The sequence below is a fragment of the Serratia sp. CY81684 genome (assembly GCF_052166595.1).
Taxonomy (GTDB): Bacteria; Pseudomonadota; Gammaproteobacteria; order Enterobacterales; family Enterobacteriaceae; genus Serratia; species Serratia nematodiphila.
On the sequence record NZ_JBJNOO010000005.1, the window covers coordinates 127,349 to 148,575 of the forward strand.

The 21,227-nt window shown below is 60.6% G+C and carries 16 protein-coding genes and 1 riboswitch; of the genes, 10 read left to right on the plus strand and 6 right to left on the minus strand.

What is annotated here, in order from left to right:
• Window positions 1–2: 2 nt before the first annotated feature.
• The 3 genes from ilvI to leuO form a co-directional block, all read right to left on the minus strand.
• Complete coding sequence (gene ilvI, locus ACJ8QF_RS18635) at window positions 3–1,721, minus strand: acetolactate synthase 3 large subunit (RefSeq protein WP_131165217.1); 1,719 nt, start codon at window positions 1,719–1,721, stop codon at window positions 3–5.
• A 316-nt stretch (window positions 1,722–2,037) separates the two neighbouring features.
• The gene (locus ACJ8QF_RS18640; protein ID WP_442537751.1) at window positions 2,038–3,843 is read right to left on the minus strand and encodes an AMP-dependent synthetase/ligase; all 1,806 of its coding nucleotides are present in this window, start codon (window positions 3,841–3,843) and stop codon (window positions 2,038–2,040) included.
• Between the two features lie 465 nt (window positions 3,844–4,308).
• Entirely contained in the window at window positions 4,309–5,256 is a 948-nt protein-coding gene (gene leuO, locus ACJ8QF_RS18645) for a transcriptional regulator LeuO (RefSeq protein WP_004932811.1), read from the minus strand.
• An 874-nt stretch (window positions 5,257–6,130) separates the two neighbouring features.
• On the opposite strand from leuO, the gene leuA reads away from it, so the two are divergent.
• From leuA to leuD, 4 genes are read left to right on the plus strand one after another with little or no spacing between them, the layout of a single operon-like run.
• On the plus strand, window positions 6,131–7,705 hold the full coding sequence (gene leuA / locus ACJ8QF_RS18650; protein ID WP_004932820.1) for a 2-isopropylmalate synthase: 1,575 nt from the start codon (window positions 6,131–6,133) through the stop codon (window positions 7,703–7,705).
• A 2-nt stretch (window positions 7,706–7,707) separates the two neighbouring features.
• The gene (gene leuB / locus ACJ8QF_RS18655) at window positions 7,708–8,799 is read left to right on the plus strand and encodes a 3-isopropylmalate dehydrogenase (protein ID WP_049188012.1); all 1,092 of its coding nucleotides are present in this window, start codon (window positions 7,708–7,710) and stop codon (window positions 8,797–8,799) included.
• A 1-nt stretch (window position 8,800) separates the two neighbouring features.
• Window positions 8,801–10,201: a 3-isopropylmalate dehydratase large subunit gene (leuC, locus tag ACJ8QF_RS18660; protein WP_131165215.1), complete on the plus strand. Its 1,401-nt coding sequence runs from the start codon at window positions 8,801–8,803 to the stop codon at window positions 10,199–10,201.
• Between the two features lie 9 nt (window positions 10,202–10,210).
• Window positions 10,211–10,813, plus strand: coding sequence for a 3-isopropylmalate dehydratase small subunit (leuD, locus tag ACJ8QF_RS18665; RefSeq protein WP_004932829.1), 603 nt, complete (start codon window positions 10,211–10,213; stop codon window positions 10,811–10,813).
• Window positions 10,814–10,850: 37 nt separating this feature from the next.
• Here the strand turns inward: leuD and ACJ8QF_RS18670 are convergent, their stop codons facing one another.
• The 3 genes from ACJ8QF_RS18670 to sgrT all read right to left on the minus strand — a co-directional run bounded on the left by ACJ8QF_RS18670 (window position 10,851) and on the right by sgrT (window position 13,992).
• Window positions 10,851–12,323, minus strand: coding sequence for a DASS family sodium-coupled anion symporter (locus tag ACJ8QF_RS18670; protein ID WP_049188009.1), 1,473 nt, complete (start codon window positions 12,321–12,323; stop codon window positions 10,851–10,853).
• 144 nt (window positions 12,324–12,467) lie between these two features.
• The gene (locus tag ACJ8QF_RS18675) at window positions 12,468–13,664 is read right to left on the minus strand and encodes a sugar efflux transporter (RefSeq protein WP_197753553.1); all 1,197 of its coding nucleotides are present in this window, start codon (window positions 13,662–13,664) and stop codon (window positions 12,468–12,470) included.
• A gap of 154 nt (window positions 13,665–13,818) precedes the next feature.
• Entirely contained in the window at window positions 13,819–13,992 is a 174-nt protein-coding gene (gene sgrT / locus ACJ8QF_RS18680; protein ID WP_004932838.1) for a glucose uptake inhibitor SgrT, read from the minus strand.
• Between the two features lie 90 nt (window positions 13,993–14,082).
• On the opposite strand from sgrT, the gene sgrR reads away from it, so the two are divergent.
• The 6 genes from sgrR to ilvB all read left to right on the plus strand — a co-directional run bounded on the left by sgrR (window position 14,083) and on the right by ilvB (window position 21,226).
• Entirely contained in the window at window positions 14,083–15,744 is a 1,662-nt protein-coding gene (gene sgrR, locus ACJ8QF_RS18685; protein ID WP_015376637.1) for an HTH-type transcriptional regulator SgrR, read from the plus strand.
• 37 nt (window positions 15,745–15,781) lie between these two features.
• Window positions 15,782–15,900, plus strand: a riboswitch (TPP riboswitch).
• 57 nt (window positions 15,901–15,957) lie between these two features.
• Window positions 15,958–16,944: a thiamine ABC transporter substrate binding subunit gene (gene thiB, locus ACJ8QF_RS18690; protein ID WP_044029701.1), complete on the plus strand. Its 987-nt coding sequence runs from the start codon at window positions 15,958–15,960 to the stop codon at window positions 16,942–16,944.
• On the plus strand, window positions 16,920–18,527 hold the full coding sequence (gene thiP, locus ACJ8QF_RS18695; RefSeq protein WP_342578760.1) for a thiamine/thiamine pyrophosphate ABC transporter permease ThiP: 1,608 nt from the start codon (window positions 16,920–16,922) through the stop codon (window positions 18,525–18,527). The genes thiB and thiP overlap by 25 nt, the downstream gene beginning before the upstream one ends.
• On the plus strand, window positions 18,514–19,218 hold the full coding sequence (gene thiQ, locus ACJ8QF_RS18700; protein ID WP_442537752.1) for a thiamine ABC transporter ATP-binding protein ThiQ: 705 nt from the start codon (window positions 18,514–18,516) through the stop codon (window positions 19,216–19,218). Before thiP ends, thiQ begins: the two co-directional genes overlap by 14 nt.
• 88 nt (window positions 19,219–19,306) lie before the next feature.
• Window positions 19,307–19,420 (plus strand): ilvB operon leader peptide IvbL, encoded by a 114-nt coding sequence (ivbL, locus tag ACJ8QF_RS18705; protein WP_154747116.1) that lies wholly within the window; start codon window positions 19,307–19,309, stop codon window positions 19,418–19,420.
• Between the two features lie 111 nt (window positions 19,421–19,531).
• Complete coding sequence (gene ilvB / locus ACJ8QF_RS18710) at window positions 19,532–21,226, plus strand: acetolactate synthase large subunit (protein WP_044029704.1); 1,695 nt, start codon at window positions 19,532–19,534, stop codon at window positions 21,224–21,226.
• Window position 21,227: the final 1 nt, after the last annotated feature.

The following is a 21,227-nucleotide window of genomic DNA, read 5'->3' on the forward strand; positions in this document are numbered from 1 at the left end:
GATCAGGTCCTCTCCGTTTTGCTAAGCCACATTTCGTCCATGCTTCCGCCGCGGATCTGCATCGGGTAGACATGTTCGGTTTCATCGACGGTCACGTCGACGAACACCAGCCGCTCTTTTTCCGCCAGCGCCTGCGCCAGCTTGCTTTCCAGCTCATCCGGCGTGCGGATGGCGATGCCGACATGGCCGTAAGCCTCGGCCAGCTTGACGAAGTCCGGCAGCGAATCCATGTAAGACTGCGAATGACGGCCGGAATAAATCATGTCCTGCCACTGCTTGACCATGCCCAGATAGCGGTTGTTGAGGTTCACCACCACCACCGGCAGGTTATATTGCAGCGCGGTGGACAGCTCCTGAATATTCATCTGAATGCTGCCGTCGCCGGTCACGCACACCACGGTTTCCTCCGGCAGCGCCAGTTTGACGCCCAATGCCGCCGGCAGGCCGAAGCCCATGGTGCCGAGGCCGCCGGAGTTGATCCAACGGCGCGGTTTGTCGAATGGATAATAGAGCGCGGCGAACATCTGGTGCTGCCCCACGTCGGAGGTGACATAGGCGTCGCCTTTGGTCAGGCGATGCAGGGTTTCGATCACCGCCTGCGGCTTGATGGTGCCGCTTTTTTTGTCGTACCCCAAACAGTCGCGGGCGCGCCACTGTTCGATAGACTGCCACCAGTCGCGCAGCGCATCGTGATCCTGCGCCTTGTCATCCTGCGCCAACAGCTCCAGCATCTGCACCAGCACCTGTTTGGCATCGCCGACGATCGGGATATCGGCGTCCACCGTTTTGGAGATCGAGGTCGGATCGATATCGATGTGCAGCACGGTGGCGTCCGGGCAGTATTTGGCCAGATTGTTGGTAGTGCGATCGTCGAAACGCACGCCGACGGCGAAGATCACGTCGGCATGGTGCATGGTTTTGTTGGCTTCATAGGTGCCGTGCATGCCGAGCATGCCGACACTCTGGCGATGGGTGCCGGGGAAAGCGCCCAGTCCCATCAGGCTGCTGGTCACCGGCAGGTTCAGCTGCTCCGCCAACGCCAACAGTTCGGCTTCGCAACCGGCGTTGATCGCGCCGCCGCCGACGTACATCACCGGCTTTTTGGCCGCCAGGATGGTTTGCAACGCGCGTTTGATCTGCCCGCGATGGCCCTGCACCGTCGGGTTGTAGGAACGCATGCTCACGTCCTGCGGATAGGCATAAGGCATCCGCACCGCCGGGCCGACGATGTCTTTCGGCAGATCGATCACCACCGGGCCGGGGCGGCCGCTGGAAGCCAGGTAAAAGGCCTTCTTCAACACCGCCGGGATGTCTTCGGTACGTTTCACCAGGAAGCTATGTTTCACCACCGGCCGAGAAATCCCCACCATATCGCACTCCTGGAAGGCGTCGTAGCCGATCAGCGAGCTGGGCACCTGCCCCGACAGGACGACCATCGGGATCGAGTCCATATAGGCGGTGGCGATACCGGTAATGGCGTTGGTGGCGCCGGGGCCGGAGGTCACCAGCACCACGCCCACTTCGCCGGTGGCGCGCGCATAACCGTCGGCCATGTGCACCGCACCTTGCTCGTGGCGCACCAGAATATGATCGATCCCTCCGACCGTATGCAGGGCGTCGTAGATATCGAGCACCGCCCCGCCGGGGTAGCCGAATACATGTTTAACGCCCTGATCGATCAACGATCGGACGACCATCTCGGCTCCTGACAACATCTCCATGGGTTTGCCTCCAGGCTTGCTTATTCTTCTCTGGCGCCGGAACGTAGCGCCTGCTGCGGGGCAATGCCCCAAAGTTTTTATGGGTTGTCGCTATCGAATTAACATAACGTCAGAATATGGGGCAGGCAAACGGCAAAATAGCTTAACGGTGGCGGGGTTATTGCCAAGCGGCTGGAGATCGCCGCTTTATAAAAACAATGCGCTAGCCTCAGGGTTGTCGGGCTAGGCATTGTTTCGAACAGGAGGGAAATTACAGAACTAAATCAGGTGATGGATATGCCGCTTTTTTCGCCGGGCACATGGCCCGGCGGCGGCGTCAGGCCTGTTCCTGGTACATCGAGTCGATTTCGCGCTGATAGCGCTGCAGGATCACTTTGCGGCGCAGCTTCAGCGTGGGCGTCAGCTCCCCCAACTCCATGGAAAAAGCCGCCGGCAGCAGCGTGAACTTCTTCACCTGCTCGAAACGCGCCAGCTCCTTTTGCATCTCACGCAGGCGCTTTTCGAACATCGCGAGGATCTCGCCGTTGCGCAGCAGCTCCAGGCGATCCTGGTATTTCAGGTTGACTGACTTCGCGTACTCTTCCAGCGACTCAAAGCACGGCACGATCAGCGCGGAAACGAACTTGCGCGCATCGGCGATGATCGCCACCTGCTCGATAAAGCGGTCCTGCGCCAGCGTGCCTTCCAGCATCTGCGGCGCTATGTATTTGCCGCCGGAGGTTTTCATCAAATCTTTCAGGCGCTCGGTGATGAACAGATTGCCCTCTTCATCGATCGCCCCGGCGTCGCCGGTTTTCAGCCAGCCATCGGCGGTAAAGGTCGCGGCGGTTTCCAACGGTTTGTTGAAATAGCCGCGCATCACGATCGGCCCGCGCACCTGAATTTCATTTTCTTCACCGATGCGCACCTCGACCTCCGGCAGCGGTTTACCGATAGAGCCGAAGCGGAAATGCCCCTCTTCCCAGCAGGACACGGTCGCACAGGTTTCGGTCATGCCGTAGCCGTACTTGATGTTGACGCCCATCGCCTGGAAAAACAGGATCACATTGTCATCCAGCTTGGCGCCCGCCGCCGGCAAGAAACGCACCCGGCCGCCGAGAATGCCGCGCAGCTTGCTCAACACCAGCTTGTCGGCCCAGCGGTGGGAGAGTTCGAACAGTTTGCCCAACGGTTTGGCCCGCTCTTGCAGGAACTTGCGCTCCCCGCAGACGATCGCCCAGTGGAACAGCGCGCGGCGCAGCCAAGGCGCGCGCGCCACTTTTTCATGCACCGCGCTGAAAATCTTCTCGTAGAAACGCGGTACCGCGCACATTAACGTCGGCCGCACCTGCCCCATAGCTTCCCGTACCCAGTCGGTGTTCGGCAGGAAAACATTCTGCGCGCCGGAATGCATGACAAAGAAGCTCCAGGCACGCTCGAACACGTGCGACAGCGGCAGGAAACTGAGCGACACATCCTCTTCGCCGACCGTCAGTCTCTCATCATGCAGGTAGAGCTGCGCCGCCAGGTTGCGGTAGTCCAGCATTACCCCTTTCGGTTCGCCGGTGGTGCCCGAGGTATAGATCAGGGTAAAGAGATCCTGCAGGTCGCACTCTTCAATGCGCTGCCGACGTTGAGCGATAAAAGCCGCCGGATCGGCAGCGCGCTCGAAGGCGCTCAGGTGTTGTGCGATCTCGCAGCCGCGCAGATCGGCGCCCTCGTCGAACACGATGATATGACTCAGCTGTGGGCAGACGCCACGCAGTGCGATGGCGGCATCCAGCTGCGCCTGCTCGCCGACGAACAGGATGCGAATGTCAGCGTCGTTGATGACGAAGGCCGCCTGCGCCGGCGTATTGGTGGAATAGAGCGGTACGCTGACGCCACGCAGGTGCAGGATCGCGAGATCGGTCAACGACCAGGCCATCGTGTTATTGGCGAAGATACCGATACGTTCTTGCACTTCGGCGCCCAGCGCCAGCAGCCCGGCAGCAATGCGATCAATGCGGGCAGCCGCCGCTCCCCAGGTCAGTTGAAGCTCGCCGTTGGGCGACCATTGGCGAAATGCTGTGCGATCGGCTCGGTGGGTGATTTGATGCTGTATACGATGGATCAAATGGTATTGCAGCAGATTAGTGATCATAGTGCTCTAAGCCTGAAATGAATCATACAGTTAAGCCTGAACGATGCCTTGCGGCCCTCATCTCAGCTTACACGTGTTTACTTTTTTCCGCGCAGTCTACCTACTCTCAGGCAGGGGGAAAAGCGATTTCAGCGTAGAAGTGTGAGCCAAAACTCAGGCCGGCTTTCGCGCTTTCAGGGGTTGGACAAAACGGGAAGGAAAAGGTTTGATGGCGGCCATAAAACGCGGCCCGTTCGGGCCGCCACATCGAGTTAGTTTAAAATTCCAGCTGGAAAGTAAAAATCAGAATATTAATTTATATTAATTGTTTTCGCTAAATGAACAAATTTATCCTGAGAATAAGTTATTCTATCGCCGCAAAACCAAGAAATATCTTAATAAAAACGCAGATAGTTCTTAGTTTTTATCATGAGAAAAAAACGCTCAGTTGAATATTATCTTTATATGGTTCCCATCTTTATCGCTTTACTTTGGGTTACCCGCCTCAATCAGGACAGATTTCATCCACTGGTGGCCTTTATCCCGCTCTGAGGATTCATGCCAGGAGAGGTAGCAGGTGGCTTTATTATCGTTGCCACATAAAGGAACCGCCTTTATTTTCAACGCCTCCGTCTGCTGTCGCACCAACCAGGCGGGCGCAATCGCTACCATTTCCGTTTGCGACACCATATTCAACACGCTGTAAAGATCCGTGCACTGCTGCGTCACGGCGCGCAGCATCGGTTCGTCTAAATAAAAAGGTTTACTGAACGATCCAAAACTTTCCAGGGAAACCGCAGCATGCTGCTCGGCCAGCATGTGTTCCGGCGTCACCTCCTCGCCTATTCTCGGGTGCGCCTGCGCAACCGCCAGCACTAATTCGTCGTCGAACATCGCCAGGCTGCGAAACTCCGCCGACTCGAAACGACTGTAGCCGATGACAAACTCCACGTCCTGATAGCGTAATTGACGTTCAATATTATTGTTAATGTATGACTTTATTTGCAGGTTAAGCTGCGGCGCTATCTGTTTGACGTGATTGATTATCCCGGCGCCCAGACGCAAATCGAGCGGGCTGCACAGCGACAGGGAGAACGCTCGCGTGCTGGTCAGCGGCTCAAACTCAGATCCCGGCAACTCATTCTGCACCAGCTGCAGCGCTTGCCGTACCGGCCCGAACAGCTGCCTGGCCCGCATGGTGGGCTGGATCCCGCGGCCGCAGCGCACGAACAGTTCGTCGTTGAACATCACCTTCAGGCGCGCTACTGCGTTGCTCACCGCCGGCTGCGACATCCCTAACGAATTAGCGGCTCGCGTAATATTTTGCATTTGCATCACGGCGTCAAACACCGTCAGTAAATTAAGATCGACGCTGCGCAAATGGATGTCCGCCGGTTCTTTGACCATGGCGATTTCTGAATCATATTCAGCCATATTTCACTCCACTAAATCCTGTGTAAATAATCTAATCCTTATGCTCGACAAACAATGAAACGCCGCATTGTCTTATCTTTGCACGACAAATCCTGCCATTACCGTCATCAATCGATAAAAAACCTCGTGTTATCGACACGATATAAGTCGTATATGGAATACATGTCAGCAGCTTCCCCCGTCAGTGAGAAGAATGCCACCTGGGTAGTACTAATAATTAGGTATCAACAATGATTAATACAATTGAACAACGTCGCCGCACTGTATGAGACAAACTATAAAAACACATCATAAGCAATCAAACCATCTAAAAACACCGCTCACTTTGTGTAAAAACGCATTATTTTGTTATATTATGACTAAAACAATCAATTATTCATATGAGTTCAATTTAAACCATTTGTATTGAAAATGTTATTTTATTGCTCCCCGTGATTAATCCCTCTTGCTTTTTTCATCACAAATCTTAACGCAACGAAATCCAGAAGCAATTAGCGCAGTATATATTCGATTCGTTTATGCTAAGCAGCACGCAAACTGGTCCCGTTTTTTTCTCTAAGGCGTCGTTTTTTTGCCGAATGATCCTCTGTTTAGCTAATGGGCTGATGCATTGTCCCCGCATTCAATCAGGTGTTGACATCGCCAGGCCAATCACGTATCAAATTAGGCAGACACCCAATTTAAGAGAAGCTGAACCCTTATGATCCGTACACACCGTCTACTAGGCCTACTACTCAACGCATCTTGTTTGCGCGGTATGCCTGTGGACGACGTTCGGAGCTGACTCAGCCGATCACCCATAAGAAACCCGCGCTACTGCGCGGGTTTTTTTTTGCCCGCTTAGCGTGAAATCAACACGATAAGGAATGCACCGATGAGCCAACAAGTCATTATTTTCGATACCACGCTGCGTGATGGCGAGCAGGCGCTGCAGGCCAGCCTGAGCGTAAAAGAGAAGATTCAGATTGCGCTGGCGCTGGAAAGAATGGGCGTTGACGTGATGGAAGTCGGCTTCCCGGTCTCTTCGCCGGGCGACTTCGAGTCGGTGCAAACCATCGCGCGCCAGATCAAGAACAGCCGCGTCTGCGGCCTGGCCCGCTGCGTGGATAAAGACATCGACGTGGCCGCCGAAGCGCTGCGCGTCGCCGAAGCGTTCCGCATCCACGTATTCCTGGCCACCTCAACCCTGCACATCGAATCGAAGCTGAAGCGCTCGTTCGACGAAGTGCTGGAGATGGCGGTGCGCTCGGTAAAACGCGCCCGCAACTACACCGACGACGTGGAGTTCTCCTGTGAAGACGCCGGCCGCACGCCGATCGACAATCTGTGTCGCGTGGTCGAAGCCGCCATCAACGCCGGCGCCACCACCATCAATATCCCGGACACCGTCGGCTACACCACGCCGAACCAGTTTGGCGGCATCATCACTACCCTGTATGACCGCGTGCCGAACATCGACAAAGCCATCATCTCCGTGCACTGCCACGACGATTTGGGCATGGCGGTCGGCAACTCCATCGCCGCAGTGCAGGCCGGTGCCCGCCAGGTGGAAGGCACCCTGAACGGCATTGGTGAACGCGCCGGCAACTGTTCGCTGGAAGAAGTGATCATGGCGATTAAAGTGCGCCAGGACATCATGAATGTGCACACCAACATCAATCACCAGGAAATTTTCCGCACCAGTCAGATCGTCAGCCAGCTGTGCAACATGCCGATCCCGGCCAACAAGGCGATCGTCGGCTCCAACGCCTTCGCCCACTCCTCCGGCATTCACCAGGACGGCGTGCTGAAGAACCGCGAAAACTACGAAATCATGACCCCGCAGTCGATCGGCCTGAAAGACGTGCAGTTGAACCTGACCTCCCGATCCGGCCGCGCAGCGGTGAAACACCGCATGGAAGAGATGGGCTACCAGGAGCAGGATTACAACCTGGATACCCTGTACGCCGCCTTCCTGAAGCTGGCCGACAAAAAGGGCCAGGTGTTCGACTACGATCTGGAGGCCTTGGCCTTCATCAACAAACAACAGGAAGAGCCTGAGCACTTCAGCCTGGGTTACTTCAGCGTGCAATCCGGCAGCAGCATCATGGCCACCGCCTCGGTGAAACTGATCTGCGGCGGCGAAGAGAAAGCCGAAGCCGCCACCGGCAACGGCCCGGTCGATGCGGTTTATCAGGCGATCAATCGCATCACCGACTACCCGATCGAGCTGGTGAAGTACCAGTTGACCGCCAAGGGCCATGGCCGCGACGCGCTGGGCCAGGTGGATATCGTGGTCTCTTACAACGGCCGCCGCTTCCATGGCGTGGGTCTGGCGACCGACATCGTCGAATCCTCCGCCAAGGCGATGGTGCACGTGTTGAACAATATTTGGCGCTCACAGCAGGTAGAAAAAGAAAAGCAGCGCCTGCAGCAAAACAAACATCAAAATAATCAGGAAACGGTGTGAACATGACGAAGACTTATCACATTGCCGTCTTGCCCGGAGACGGCATCGGCCCGGAAGTAATGGCTCAGGCGCGCAAAGTGTTGGACGCGGTGCGTCAACGCTTTGACATTCGCATCACCACCGCCGAGTACGACGTCGGCGGCATCGCCATCGATCGCCACGGCAGCCCGCTGCCGGCGGCGACCGTCGCCGGCTGCGAGCAGGCCGACGCCATCCTGTTCGGCTCGGTAGGCGGCCCGAAATGGGAACATCTGCCGCCGGCCGAGCAGCCGGAACGCGGCGCGCTGTTGCCGCTGCGCAAACACTTCAAACTGTTCAGCAACCTGCGCCCGGCGCGCCTGTATCAAGGGCTGGAGGCGTTCTGTCCGCTGCGCGCCGACATCGCCGCCCGCGGCTTCGACATTCTGTGCGTGCGCGAATTGACCGGCGGTATCTACTTCGGCCAGCCGAAGGGCCGTGAAGGCCAGGGCATGCAGGAGCGCGCCTTCGACACCGAGGTGTACCACCGTTTCGAGATTGAGCGCATCGCACGCATCGCCTTCGAATCCGCCCGCAAGCGCCGCCACAAGGTGACGTCGATCGATAAGGCCAACGTGCTGCAAAGCTCCATCCTGTGGCGTGAAGTGGTCAGTCAGGTCGCCAGGGATTACCCGGACGTGTCGCTGTCGCACATGTATATCGACAACGCCACCATGCAGCTGATCAAAGATCCGTCCCAGTTCGACGTGCTGCTGTGCTCCAACCTGTTCGGCGACATCCTGTCCGACGAATGCGCGATGATCACCGGCTCGATGGGCATGCTGCCATCCGCCAGCCTGAACGAACAAGGTTTCGGCCTGTACGAACCGGCGGGCGGTTCCGCGCCGGATATTGCAGGCAAAGGCATCGCCAACCCGATTGCACAGATCCTGTCCGCCACCCTGCTGCTGCGTTACAGCCTGGGCGCCGATGAAGCGGCCGACGCCGTAGAACGCGCCATCAACCAGGCGTTGGAACAGGGCTACCGCACCGCCGATCTGGCCGGTGACGGCAAAGCCGTCAGCACCGATGAAATGGGCGACATCATCGCTCGCTTTGTAGCTCAGGGGGCATAACATGGCCAAGACCTTATACCAGAAGCTGTACGACGCCCACGTGGTGCACGAAGCGCCGAACGAAACGCCGTTGCTGTATATCGACCGTCACCTGGTGCACGAAGTCACCTCGCCGCAGGCGTTCGACGGCCTGCGCGCCATGGGCCGCAAGGTACGCCAGCCGGGCAAAACCTTCGCCACCATGGATCACAACGTGTCGACCCAGACCAAAGACATCAACGCCAGCGGCGAAATGGCGCGTATCCAGATGCAGGAGCTGATCAAGAACTGCGCGGAATTCGGCGTTTCGCTGTATGACCTGAACCACCCGTTCCAGGGCATCGTGCACGTGATTGGGCCAGAACAAGGCATGACGCTGCCGGGCATGACCATCGTCTGCGGCGACTCGCACACCGCCACCCACGGCGCTTTTGGCTCTCTGGCGTTCGGCATCGGCACCTCGGAAGTGGAGCACGTGCTGGCGACCCAGACCCTGAAGCAGGGCCGCGCCAAAACCATGAAGATTGAAGTGACCGGCGACGCCGCCGAGGGCATTACCGCCAAAGACATCGTGCTGGCGGTGATCGGCAAAACCGGCAGCGCCGGCGGCACCGGCCACGTGGTGGAATTCTGCGGCAAGGCGATCGAAGCGTTGAGCATGGAAGGCCGCATGACCCTGTGCAACATGGCGATCGAAATGGGCGCCAAAGCCGGGTTGGTGGCGCCGGACGACACCACCTTCGCCTACCTGAAGGGGCGTCAGTTCGTGCCAACCGGCGAAAACTGGGAGCAGGCAGTCGCTTACTGGCGCACGCTGAAGTCCGACGCCGACGCCCAGTTCGATACCGTAGTGACGCTGCACGCCGAAGAGATCGCGCCGCAGGTCACCTGGGGCACCAACCCCGGCCAGGTGATCGCCGTCAATCAGGCGATCCCGGCGCCGGAATCGTTCAGCGATCCGGTCGAGCGCGCCTCCGCCGAGAAAGCGTTGGCCTACATGGATTTGAAACCGGGTATCAAATTGACCGAAGTGCCGATCGACAAAGTGTTCATCGGCTCCTGCACCAACTCGCGCATCGAAGATCTGCGCGCGGCGGCGGCGATCGCCAAGGGGCGCAAGGTCGCCAGCGGCGTGCAGGCCATCGTGGTGCCGGGATCCGGCCCGGTGAAGGCCCAGGCGGAAGCCGAAGGGTTGGACAAAATCTTTATCGAAGCCGGTTTCGAATGGCGCTTGCCGGGTTGCTCAATGTGTCTGGCGATGAACAACGACCGTCTGAATCCGGGCGAGCGCTGCGCGTCCACCAGCAACCGTAACTTCGAAGGGCGCCAGGGCCGCGGTGGGCGCACCCACCTGGTCAGCCCGGCAATGGCCGCCGCGGCCGCCGTCGCCGGTCACTTCGCCGACATCCGTGATATTCACTAAGGGGCTAACGTGGCTAAATTTACTCAACATACCGGCTTAGTGGTGCCTTTGGATGCGGCCAACGTCGACACCGACGCCATTATTCCCAAGCAGTTTTTACAGAAGGTCACCCGCACCGGTTTCGGCCAGCACCTGTTCAACGACTGGCGCTTCCTCGACGACGCCGGCCAGCAACCGAACCCGGCGTTCGTGCTGAACAAACCGCGCTATAAAGGTGCCAGCATCCTGTTGGCGCGCGAAAACTTCGGCTGCGGCTCCTCGCGCGAACACGCCCCCTGGGCGCTGACCGACTACGGGTTCAAAGTGGTGATTGCGCCGAGCTTTGCCGATATCTTCTACGGCAACTCGTTCAACAACCAGCTGTTGCCGGTGACGCTGAGCGAGCAGCAGGTGGACGAGCTGTTCAAGCTGGTGGACGCCAACGAGGGGACGGAGTTCGTGGTGGATCTGGAGAACCAGACGGTCAACGCCGGTGGCAAAAGCTATCCGTTTGAAATAGACAGCTTCCGCCGCCACTGCATGATCAACGGGCTGGACAGCATCGGCCTGACGCTGCAGCATGAAGCGGACATCTCCCGCTACGAAGCGCAGCAGCCGGCGTTTCTGAATTAATCCCCTTCACCCGCCGCCCGGCGGGTGAATTTTTTCCTCACCAGTAGCCCAGCAGCTTCCACCATGCGCCGCCGATCACTATCCAGATCAGCAGGTTAACCACGCTCATCACCCATCCCGCTTTCCACCACTCCCCCAACGTCACATAGCCGGAGCCAAAGATGATCGGCGCGGTGCCGGTACCGTAATGCGTCAGCGACATCATCAGCGAAGAAGAGAACGCCAGGATCAGGCCCAGCAGCGCCGGTGGCGCGCCGAGCGCGATACCGGCGGCGAAGAAAGCGGCGAACATCGCCGTCACGTGCGCAGTGGTGCTGGCGAAGAAATAGTGTGAATACAAATAGATGAGGGTCAGCAAGATCGTGCCGCCCACCCAGCTCATGCCCATACGGTCGATGCCGTTGCCGACGGTTTGCGACAGCCAGCCGATCAGCCCCAGCTTGCCGAGGAAGCTGGCCATCATCACCAGCGCCGAGAACCACACCACGGTGTCCCAGGCGCCTTTATGCTTCAGCACATCCTCCCAGCTCAGCACGCCGGTGGCCAGCAATACCGCCAGGCCGATCAGCGCCGCGGTGGTGGGATTGACCACCAGCGCCGGGCCGAAGATCATCGCCGGAATGCCGGCCCACAACACCAGCAGCAGCGCAAATACCCCGAGAGTAATTTTCTCCGGCAGCGTCACCGGCCCCAGCGCCTGCAGCTTTTCGCGCGCGAAGCGCGGCGCGTCCGGGGTGCTTTTCACCTCAGGCGGATACAGCAGGTAGATGACCAGCGGCATCACGATCAACGAGAACAGCCCCGGCACCAGGGCGGCGACCGCCCACATCGACCAGGACAGCTCGAAGCTGCCGTGGGTACCTTTGGCGATCAGGCTGACGATCAACGGGTTAGGCGCGGTGGCGGTGATAAACATCGCCGAGGTGACCGGGTTGATGTTGTAGTTAACCAGCGACAGGTAGCGGCCGATTTTGCCGGAGGTATTGAGCTCGGGTTTGGAGCCGAAGCTGTCGGCGATCGACTTCATGATCGGGTGAATGATACCGCCGCCGCGCGCGGTGTTGCTCGGCGTCACCGGCGCCAGCGTGGTTTCCGCCAGCGTCAGCGCGTAGGCGATGCCCAGCGTCTTCTTGCCGAACAGCGAAATAAAGTAGTAGCCGATGCGCGCGCCCAGCCCGGTTTTGTTCAGGCTGAGGGAGATCATGATCGAAAAGCCGATCAGCCAGATCAGCTGGTTGGAAAAGCCGCTGAGCGCGTCGTCCAGCGCGGCGCCCGGCTTGCCGGGGTTGGTGACGCCGGTCACCGCCACCAGAGCGATGGCGATCACCGAGACCGCGCCGATCGGCATCGCCTTGCCGATGATGGCGATGATGGTGCCGATAAATAGCGCCAGCAGTTGCCAGGCGTTGGGCGCAACGCCCTCCGGCACGGGAATGAGGAACCAGATAATCAGCGTGGCGCCAAGGGCGCACAGGGAAGGAAGCGGTTTGAGCGGTGTGAGTTTATCCATAACGTTCCCACTGTTCTAAACGACAGGGCGGCATCTCAATAGCGAGACGGGCGTGGGCGCAACGATCGCGCGCCATATGCCTTCAGCTTGAGCGCCCGGCTTAGCCTTCTCAATGACTTGCATCAAGAATGCCGTCGTTTAACCTCACACTTCACGCACTTTGGCGCTCATCCCGAGCGCCGCCAGCGCCAGCAGCGCCGCCATCCAATACACCGAACCATGACCGAAATTCTCCACCAGCGCGCCCTGCAGCACCCCGGCCAGGATCACCCCGGTAGAGATGCTGTTGGTGAACAGCGTGGTGGCGGCGCCCGGCCGGCCCGGCATCAAATCCTGAAAATAGAGCATGCCGATACCGGCGACGATGCCGATAAACACCGCGTTGAGCAGCTGCAGCGCGATCAGGGCCGGCTTGGTCGCCAACACCGTCAGCCCGAGATAAAACAGCACGCCCGCCGCCACCGCCAGCAGCATCATGTTGCGCTTGCCGAAACGTTTGACGTAATAACCGGCCAGCAGCATTGCCGGGATTTCCAACCCGGCGGCAGTGCCCATCAGCACCCCGGCCAGCCCTTCCGGCAGCCCGAGATCGGCGGTGATATACAGCGGCATATCGATGATATACAAGGTATTGCAGGTCCACATCAGCATCGAAGCGATGAACAGCAGCCGCACATCGCGATTGCGCCAGGCGCTGGCGGGCGCGATCGGCGCAGACATCCCGCCCTGCAGCTCCCCATTCTCCGCCGCACGCGGCACCGAAGGCAGCATAAACCCTACCAGCAGCACGCAAACCGCGAAGGTGGCGGCAGCGATCAGGAACATCACGGTGAACCCATAGTTCAGCGCCAGCGCAAACGACAGCGGCGGGCCGATCACCCACGCCAGCGAAAGCTGGGCGCGCATCACCGAGCTGAACATCACCACCTCACGCGCCTCGCTGTCGGCGTATTCCCGCGCCAACGCGAAAATCTGCGGCATGGCGGTGTTGGCAATGGCGGACATCAGCACCCCGGCGGTGATCAGCGTCAGGTAGTCGCGGTTAAAGGCGAACAGCAGGCAGTTGCCGACCGCCATCAGGCAGCACAGCAGGATCAGCCTGCGCCGATCGCCGCGGGTGTCGGAGCGCTTGGCCAGCAGAAAACTGACCACGATGCCGGCCACCGCATTGGCGGTGTAAAACAGCCCGACCCACAGCGGCCGCACTTTGACCTCGGTGGTCAGAAACAGACTGAGCGTCGGCGTCAGCAACGCGCCGGCGATGCCGGAGAGAAAAGCGATCAGCAGGAATGCGGCAAAGATGGGGTTAATACGCAGTGACAACCGGCTCAGGCGTTGCATATCGTCTTCCCTGACCTCAAAGCAGAAGAAAGAACCTTAGGCCACGGCGAGAAAAATGCAAGCACATCGCCATGACCGCGCATAAAAAAACCAGTGGGTCGCCCCACTGGCTGGTGAAACAGCACCATTACTCAGAAACTTGTTGCCGCAGCCCCTACAGGTGCTCGCGATACTGCTTATCGGTCATCTCTTTAATGTCCCATTGCGTCAGGTGCGCCAGCATCGCCAGCCGCGCCTGTTCGGGCACCACGCTCAGCCAGTCGGCTCGCTGGCGGCGCACCGCGCTGAAATAGCGCTGATAGAACTGCCTGGATAAGAAAGCTTTCATGATTACGCCCTCCCCTTTCATTGATGAAAATTATCGGCGTAATATAGGGAAAGAAAAATTGACGAGTTGAAGCGGGAGCGTTCCTCTTTTATGTCCACGTCCAGATTGCAGCAGCAGTTCATCCGCCTGTGGCAGCGCTGCCACGGTGAAACCACCGACACCACGCTGCAGGATCTGGCGGAGGTGCTCAGCTGCTCGCGGCGCCACGTGCGCTCCCTGCTGAGCGCCATGCAGCGGGAAGGCTGGCTCACCTGGCAGGCGGAGTCGGGGCGCGGCAAGCGTTCGCGGCTAACCTTCCATTACACCGGCCTGGCGCTGCAGCAACAGCGGGCCGAGGAGCTGCTGGAACAGGATCGCATCGATCAGCTGGTGCAACTGGTGGGCGACAAAAACGTGGTGCGCCAGATGCTGCTGTCACAGCTGGGGCGTAGCTTCCGCCAGGGGAAACACATCCTGCGGGTGCTCTACTACCGGCAGTTGTACAACCTGCTGCCCGGCTCGGCGCTGCGGCGTTCGGAAACCCATCTGGCGCGCCAGATCTTCAACGGCCTGACGCGCATAAATGAGGAAAACGGGGAACTGGAGTCCGATCTGTCTCACCATTGGCAGGCGTTGACGCCACTGCACTGGCGATTTTACCTGCGCCCGGCGATCCATTTTCATCACGGCCGCGAACTGGAGATGGCGGACGTCATTACTTCTCTCTCGCGTCTGACCTCGCAACCGCTGTTCTCGCATATCGAGAGCGTCACCTCGCCGACGCCATTCGTGATTGACGTGCATCTGCGCAGCCCCGACCACTGGCTGCCCTGGCTGCTGGGCAGCGTGCACGCCATGATCCTGCCGCGCGAATGGCGCGAACTGCCGGATTTCGCCCGCCATCCGATCGGCACCGGCCCCTATCGCGTAGTGCGCAATCTCCCCAGCCAGATGAAGATCCACGCCTTCGACGACTATTTTGGCTACCGGGCGCTGATCGACGAGGTGAATATCTGGGTGCTGCCGGAGTTCTCCGAAGAACTGGTGCATTCCGGCGTACAGCTGCAGGGCGATGAAACCGGCAACAACGAACTGGAAAGCCGGCTGGAAGAGGGCTGCTATTTCCTGCTGTTCGACCGGCGCTCCCCGCTGGCCGCCGATCCCGCCATTCGCAGCTGGCTGTGCGAATTGATCAATCCCATTTCGCTGCTGAGCCACGCCGGGCCGCTCTACCAACGCTACTGGTCGCCGGCGTACGGCCTGCTGCCCCGTTGGCACCACAACCGCGCGCTGGCGCAGCAGCCCAAACCGGCGGGGCTGACCGAACTGACGATGACCCACTTCAATGAGCATTCGGAGTTTCACGCCATCCGTCAGGCGATCGAGCCGCTGCTGGCGCAGCACGGCATCCGCCTGATCGTGCAAAGCGTGGATTATGCTACCTGGCACCAGGGCGACGCGCGCAGCGATCTGTGGCTTGGCAGCGCCAACTTCTATCTGCCGCTGGAGTTTTCGCTGTTCGCCACGCTGTACGAACTGCCGCTGATGCAGCATTGCATGAACGAAGATCTGGCGCAGGACGCGGCGCTGTGGCGCGCCAACCGCCTGCCGCTGGCGGAGTTCTGCCAGCGTCTGGTCAGCAACCACCAGCTGCATCCGCTGTTCCACCACTGGCTGCAGCTGCACGGCCAGCGCAGCATGCGCGGCGTGCGGATGAACACCCTCGGCTGGTTCGACTTCAAGTCCGCCTGGTTTGCCCCGCCGGAGACATAAGCGCCTTTCGCCCAAGTCGGTTAATCTTTACAATAGCGCCGTCTCAACGGGGTGCGGAGAGCCGGGCCGCGTAATAAGCCTGATTTTCCGCTGAGAGCACACCCGTCGAACCTGATCCGGTCAATACCGGCGGAGGGATTTGAGCCCAGCGAACCGGCGACGCCGCCTCGCCCCCTCAGATGCCCTTGCCCCCTTATTTTTCAGGAGTGCAACGTGGTCAAAAAATATCTGCCCTGCTTATTGCTGCTGTGCGCCGCGCCGGCGTTCGCCAAGCCGACGCTGACGGTTTACACCTACGATTCCTTCGCCGCCGACTGGGGCCCTGGCCCGGCGGTGAAAAAAGCCTTCGAGGCCGAATGCGACTGTGAACTGAAGTTCGTGGCGCTGGAAGACGGCGTCTCGCTGCTGAACCGCCTGCGCATGGAGGGCAAGAACAGCGCCGCCGACGTGGTGCTGGGGCTGGACAACAACCTGCTGCAGGCGGCGCAGCAAACCGGCCTGTTCGCGCCGAGCGGCGTCGATACCGCCAGGCTGACGGTGCCGGGCGGCTGGCAGGACGCGACCTTCGTGCCTTACGACTACGGGTACTTCGCCTTCGTCTACAACAAAGAAAAACTGAAGAACCCGCCGAAAAGCCTGCAGGAGCTGGTCAGCAGCGACCGCAACTGGAAAGTGATCTACGAAGATCCGCGCACCAGCACGCCGGGGCTCGGCCTGCTGCTGTGGATGCAAAAAGTGTATGGCGACAAGGCGCCGGCCGCCTGGCAGCAGTTGGCGAAGAAGACCGTGACCGTCACCAAAGGCTGGAGCGAAGCCTACGGCCTGTTCCTGAAAGGCGAAGGCGATCTGGTGCTCAGCTATACCACCTCTCCCGCCTACCACCTGATCGAAGAGAAAAAAGACCTTTACGCCGCCGCCACGTTCAGCGAAGGCCACTACCTGCAGGTGGAAGTGGCGGGCAAGCTGAAAGCCGCCAAACAGCCTGAGCTGGCCGAGCGTTTCATGCGGTTCATGGTGACGCCGGCATTCCAGAACACCATCCCGACCGGCAACTGGATGTACCCGGTGATCAACACCCCGCTGCCCGTCGGTTTTGAGCAGATGAACGTGCCGCAGACCGCGCTGCAATACAGCGCCGAAGAGGTGGCCACACAACGCGGCGGTTGGATCCGGGCATGGCAAACCGCCGTCAGCCGCTGATCCCCCGCTGGCTCTGGCCGGGGCTGCTGGCCGCCGGGCTGATCCTGCTCGTCGCCGCGCTGGCGCTGGGATCACTGTGGCGTCACGCGCCGGACAGCGACTGGCGCAGCCTGTGGCAGGACAGTTACCTGTGGCACGTGGTGCGCTTCACCTTCCTGCAGGCGCTGCTGTCGGCGCTGATTTCGGTGCTGCCCGCCATTCTGCTGGCGCGCGCGCTCTATCGCCGCCGTTTCCCCGGCCGGCAGTTGTTGCTGCGGCTGTGCGCCATGACGCTGGTGCTGCCGGTGCTGGTAGCGGTATTCGGCCTGCTCAGCGTCTATGGGCGCCAGGGCTGGCTGGCGACGCTGTGCGGCTGGCTGGGCGTCGGGTATGGTTTCTCGCCCTACGGTCTGCAGGGCATTCTGCTGGCGCACCTGTTCTTTAACCTGCCGCTGGCCACCCGCCTGTTGCTGCAGGCACTGGAGAACATTCCGGTGGAGCAGCGCCAGCTGGCCGCCCAACTGGGCATGAACGGCTGGCAGCAGTTCCGCTTCGTCGAATGGCCGGCGCTGCGCCGCCAAATCCTGCCGAGCGGCGCGCTGATCTTCATGCTGTGCTTCGCCAGCTTCGCCACCGTGCTGTCGCTGGGCGGCGGGCCACAGGCCACCACCATCGAACTGGCGATCTACCAGGCGCTGAGTTACGACTACGATCTGGGGCGTGCCGCCATGCTGGCGCTGATCCAGCTGGGCTGTTGTCTCGGGCTGGTGTTGATCAGTCAGCGCCTGAGCCAGGCATTGCCGGTGGGGCATACCCACGCCCAGCGCTGGCGCAATCCGGATGACAGCCTGTGGCGACGCGTCGGCGATTTTCTGCTGATCGCCGCCGCGCTGTTGCTGCTGCTGCCGCCTCTGCTGGCGGTGATCGCCGACGGCGCCAATCAGGCCATGGTCAGCGTGCTGCGCCAGCCGGTGCTGTGGCAGGCGCTGTTCACGTCGCTGCGCATCGCCCTCGGCGCAGGGCTGCTGTGCGTGGCGCTCACGATGATGCTGCTGTGGAGCAGCCGTGAGCTAAAACTGCGGCAACAGCTGCGCGGCGGCCAGGCGCTGGAGCTCAGCGGCATGGTGATCCTGGCGATGCCGGGCATCGTGCTGGCCACCGGCTTCTTCCTGCTGCTGAGCGATACAATGGGGTTACCGCAGTCGCCCTATGCGCTGGTGATCCTCACCAATGCGCTGATGGCGGTGCCCTACGCGCTAAAGGTATTGGAGAACCCGATGCGCGACCTCGCCGAACGTTACAACCCGCTGTGCCTGTCGCTGGATATCCGCGGCTGGCGACGGCTGCGGCTGATTGAGCTGCGCGCCCTGCGCCGCCCGCTGGCACAGGCGCTGGCCTTCGCCTGCGTGCTGTCGATCGGCGACTTCGGCGTGGTCGCCTTGTTTGGCAACGAGCATTTCCGTACCCTGCCTTTTTACCTGTATCAGCAGATTGGCGCCTACCGCAGCAACGACGGGGCGGTGACCGCGCTGCTGCTGCTGCTGCTGTGCTTCCTGTTGTTTACCCTGATCGAACGCTTACCGGGCCGCCATGCTGACGCTTGAAAAACTGACCTACCTGTATGAACACCTGCCGATGCGCTTTGATCTGCGCATCCAGCCGGGCGAGCGCGTCGCGGTGCTCGGCCCCAGCGGCGCCGGTAAAAGCACCTTGCTGAGCCTGATCGCCGGTTTTCTGCCGGCGGCCAGCGGCCGGCTGCTGCTGAACGGCGAAGACCACACCGCCACGCCGCCGGCCAAGCGGCCGGTGTCGATGCTGTTTCAGGAAAACAACCTGTTCGCGCATCTGACGGTGGCGCAGAACATCGGGCTGGGGTTGGATCCCGGACTGCGCTTGACTGAACAGCAGCGCCAACAGCGGGCGCAGATCGCCCGTCAGGTCGGTCTGGAAGGGCATCTGGAGCGCCTGCCGTCGCAACTTTCCGGCGGCCAGCGTCAGCGCGCCGCGCTGGCGCGCTGTTTGATTCGCCAACGGCCGATCCTGCTGCTCGACGAGCCCTTCTCGGCGCTCGATCCGGCGCTGCGCAACGAGATGCTGCAACTGCTGCAGACGGTATGCGAACAGCGCAACCTGACGCTGCTGATGGTGTCGCACAACCTCGACGACGCCGCACGCATCGCGCCGCGCACGCTGCTGGTGGTCGACGGCCGCATCTATTACGATGGCCCGACGCAGGCCCTATTGGACGGCAGCGCGCCCGAAGCGCGCGTGCTGGGCATTTCGGGCAAAGCGTGATCTGACGCGCGTTTTTTATGCTGCGCCAATAAACCTGTTGTGCGAATTTTGCGCCTGTGTTTTTATAAAAACCTGACTTTTTTTACTGATGATAAGGTTCCCTGTGATCGCATCCTCGCTGACTTCGACCCTACTAGTTACCGCGCTACCAGCCGCGGTGGTCGTCGTGCGTGTGGTGGTGGTCGTCGGCAATGCGCCGTAGGGTCCGAATCAACGCATCGATTCCCAAACCCCGCCGGCGCAAACCGGGCGGGGTTTCTTGTTTTAGCACCCTGCCCAGAAAAGCTCACCGGCCTTGAGAAAGGACAGGAACATGGCAACTTCGGGCACGCCTCAACCGGGCACCAGCTTCACCGGCGCACAATTGATCGTTCATCTGCTGGAGCGTCAGGGCATCACCACCGTCGCCGGCATTCCCGGCGGCGCCGCGTTGCCGCTGTATGACGCGCTGAGCCAAAGCACCCGCATTCACCACGTGCTGGCGCGCCACGAACAGGGCGCGGGCTTTATGGCGCAAGGCATGGCGCGCGCCAACGGCAAGGCGGCGGTGTGCATCGCCTCCAGCGGGCCGGGCGCCACCAACCTGGTCACCGCCATCGCCGACGCCAAACTCGACTCCATTCCGCTGGTGTGCATCACCGGTCAGGTGCCCTCCTCGATGATCGGCACCGACGCCTTCCAGGAAGTGGACACCTACGGCATTTCCATTCCGATCACCAAGCACAACCACCTGGTGCGCGATATCCGCGAACTGCCGCAGGTGATTGGCGACGCCTTCCGCATCGCCGAGTCCGGCCGCCCCGGCCCGGTCTGGATCGATGTGCCGAAAGACGTGCAAACCGCCACCATCACCCTGGAAGAGCTGCCGCCGATCGCCGTGCCGGACGCCGCCCCGAGCTTCGATCCGGCGCTGGTTTCGCAGGCCGCCGCGATGATCAATCAGGCGAAACGCCCCATCCTCTACCTGGGCGGCGGCATCATCTGCGCCGACGCTCACCGGCAGGCGCTGGAGCTGGCCGAGCGCGCCGGTTTGCCCACCACCATGACGCTGATGGCGCTGGGCGCGATGCCGGTGGAACACCCGCTGTCACTGGGCATGCTGGGCATGCACGCCGCGCGCAGCACCAACTTCATTCTGCAGGAGGCCGATCTGCTGATCGTGCTGGGCGCGCGCTTCGACGATCGGGCGATCGGCAAAACCGAGCAGTTCTGCCCTAACGCCGCCATCATTCATGTGGATATCGACCGCGCCGAGCTGGGCAAGGTCAAACAGGCCAACGTGGCGATCCATGCCGACGTCGGCCAGGTGCTGCAACAGCTGCTGCCGCAGATCGACACGCAGCCGCGCAGCGAATGGCTGAACACCGTCAACGACCTGAAGCGCGAATTCCCGTTCAACATGCCGAACGCCGACGATCCGCTGAGCCATTACGGCCTGGTGCTGGCCGCCGCGCGCTGCGTGGACGACAGCGCTATTATCACCACCGACGTAGGCCAGCATCAGATGTGGGTGGCGCAGGCCTATCCGCTGAGCCGGCCGCGCCAGTGGCTGACGTCGGGCGGCCTGGGCACCATGGGCTTCGGTCTGCCGGCGGCGATCGGCGCGGCGCTGGCGGAGCCCAAGCGCAAAGTGCTGTGCTTCTCCGGCGACGGCAGCCTGATGATGAACATTCAGGAAATGGCCACAGCGGTCGAGCACGATCTGGACGTGAAAATCATTTTGATGAACAACCAGGCGCTGGGGCTGGTGCACCAGCAGCAAACCCTGTTCTACCAACAGCGCATCTTCGCCGCCGCCTATCCGAAGCGCACCGACTTCCTGAAGATCGCCGCCGGATTCGGGTTGGATACCTGCGATCTGAACGCCGCGGAAGATCCGCAGGCGGCGCTGGCCGAGGCGATCCAACGCCCGGGCCCCTGCCTGATCCACGCGCTGATCGATATCAACGAAAAAGTATTCCCGATGGTGCCGCCGGGCGCCGCCAACATCGACATGATTGGAGAATAAG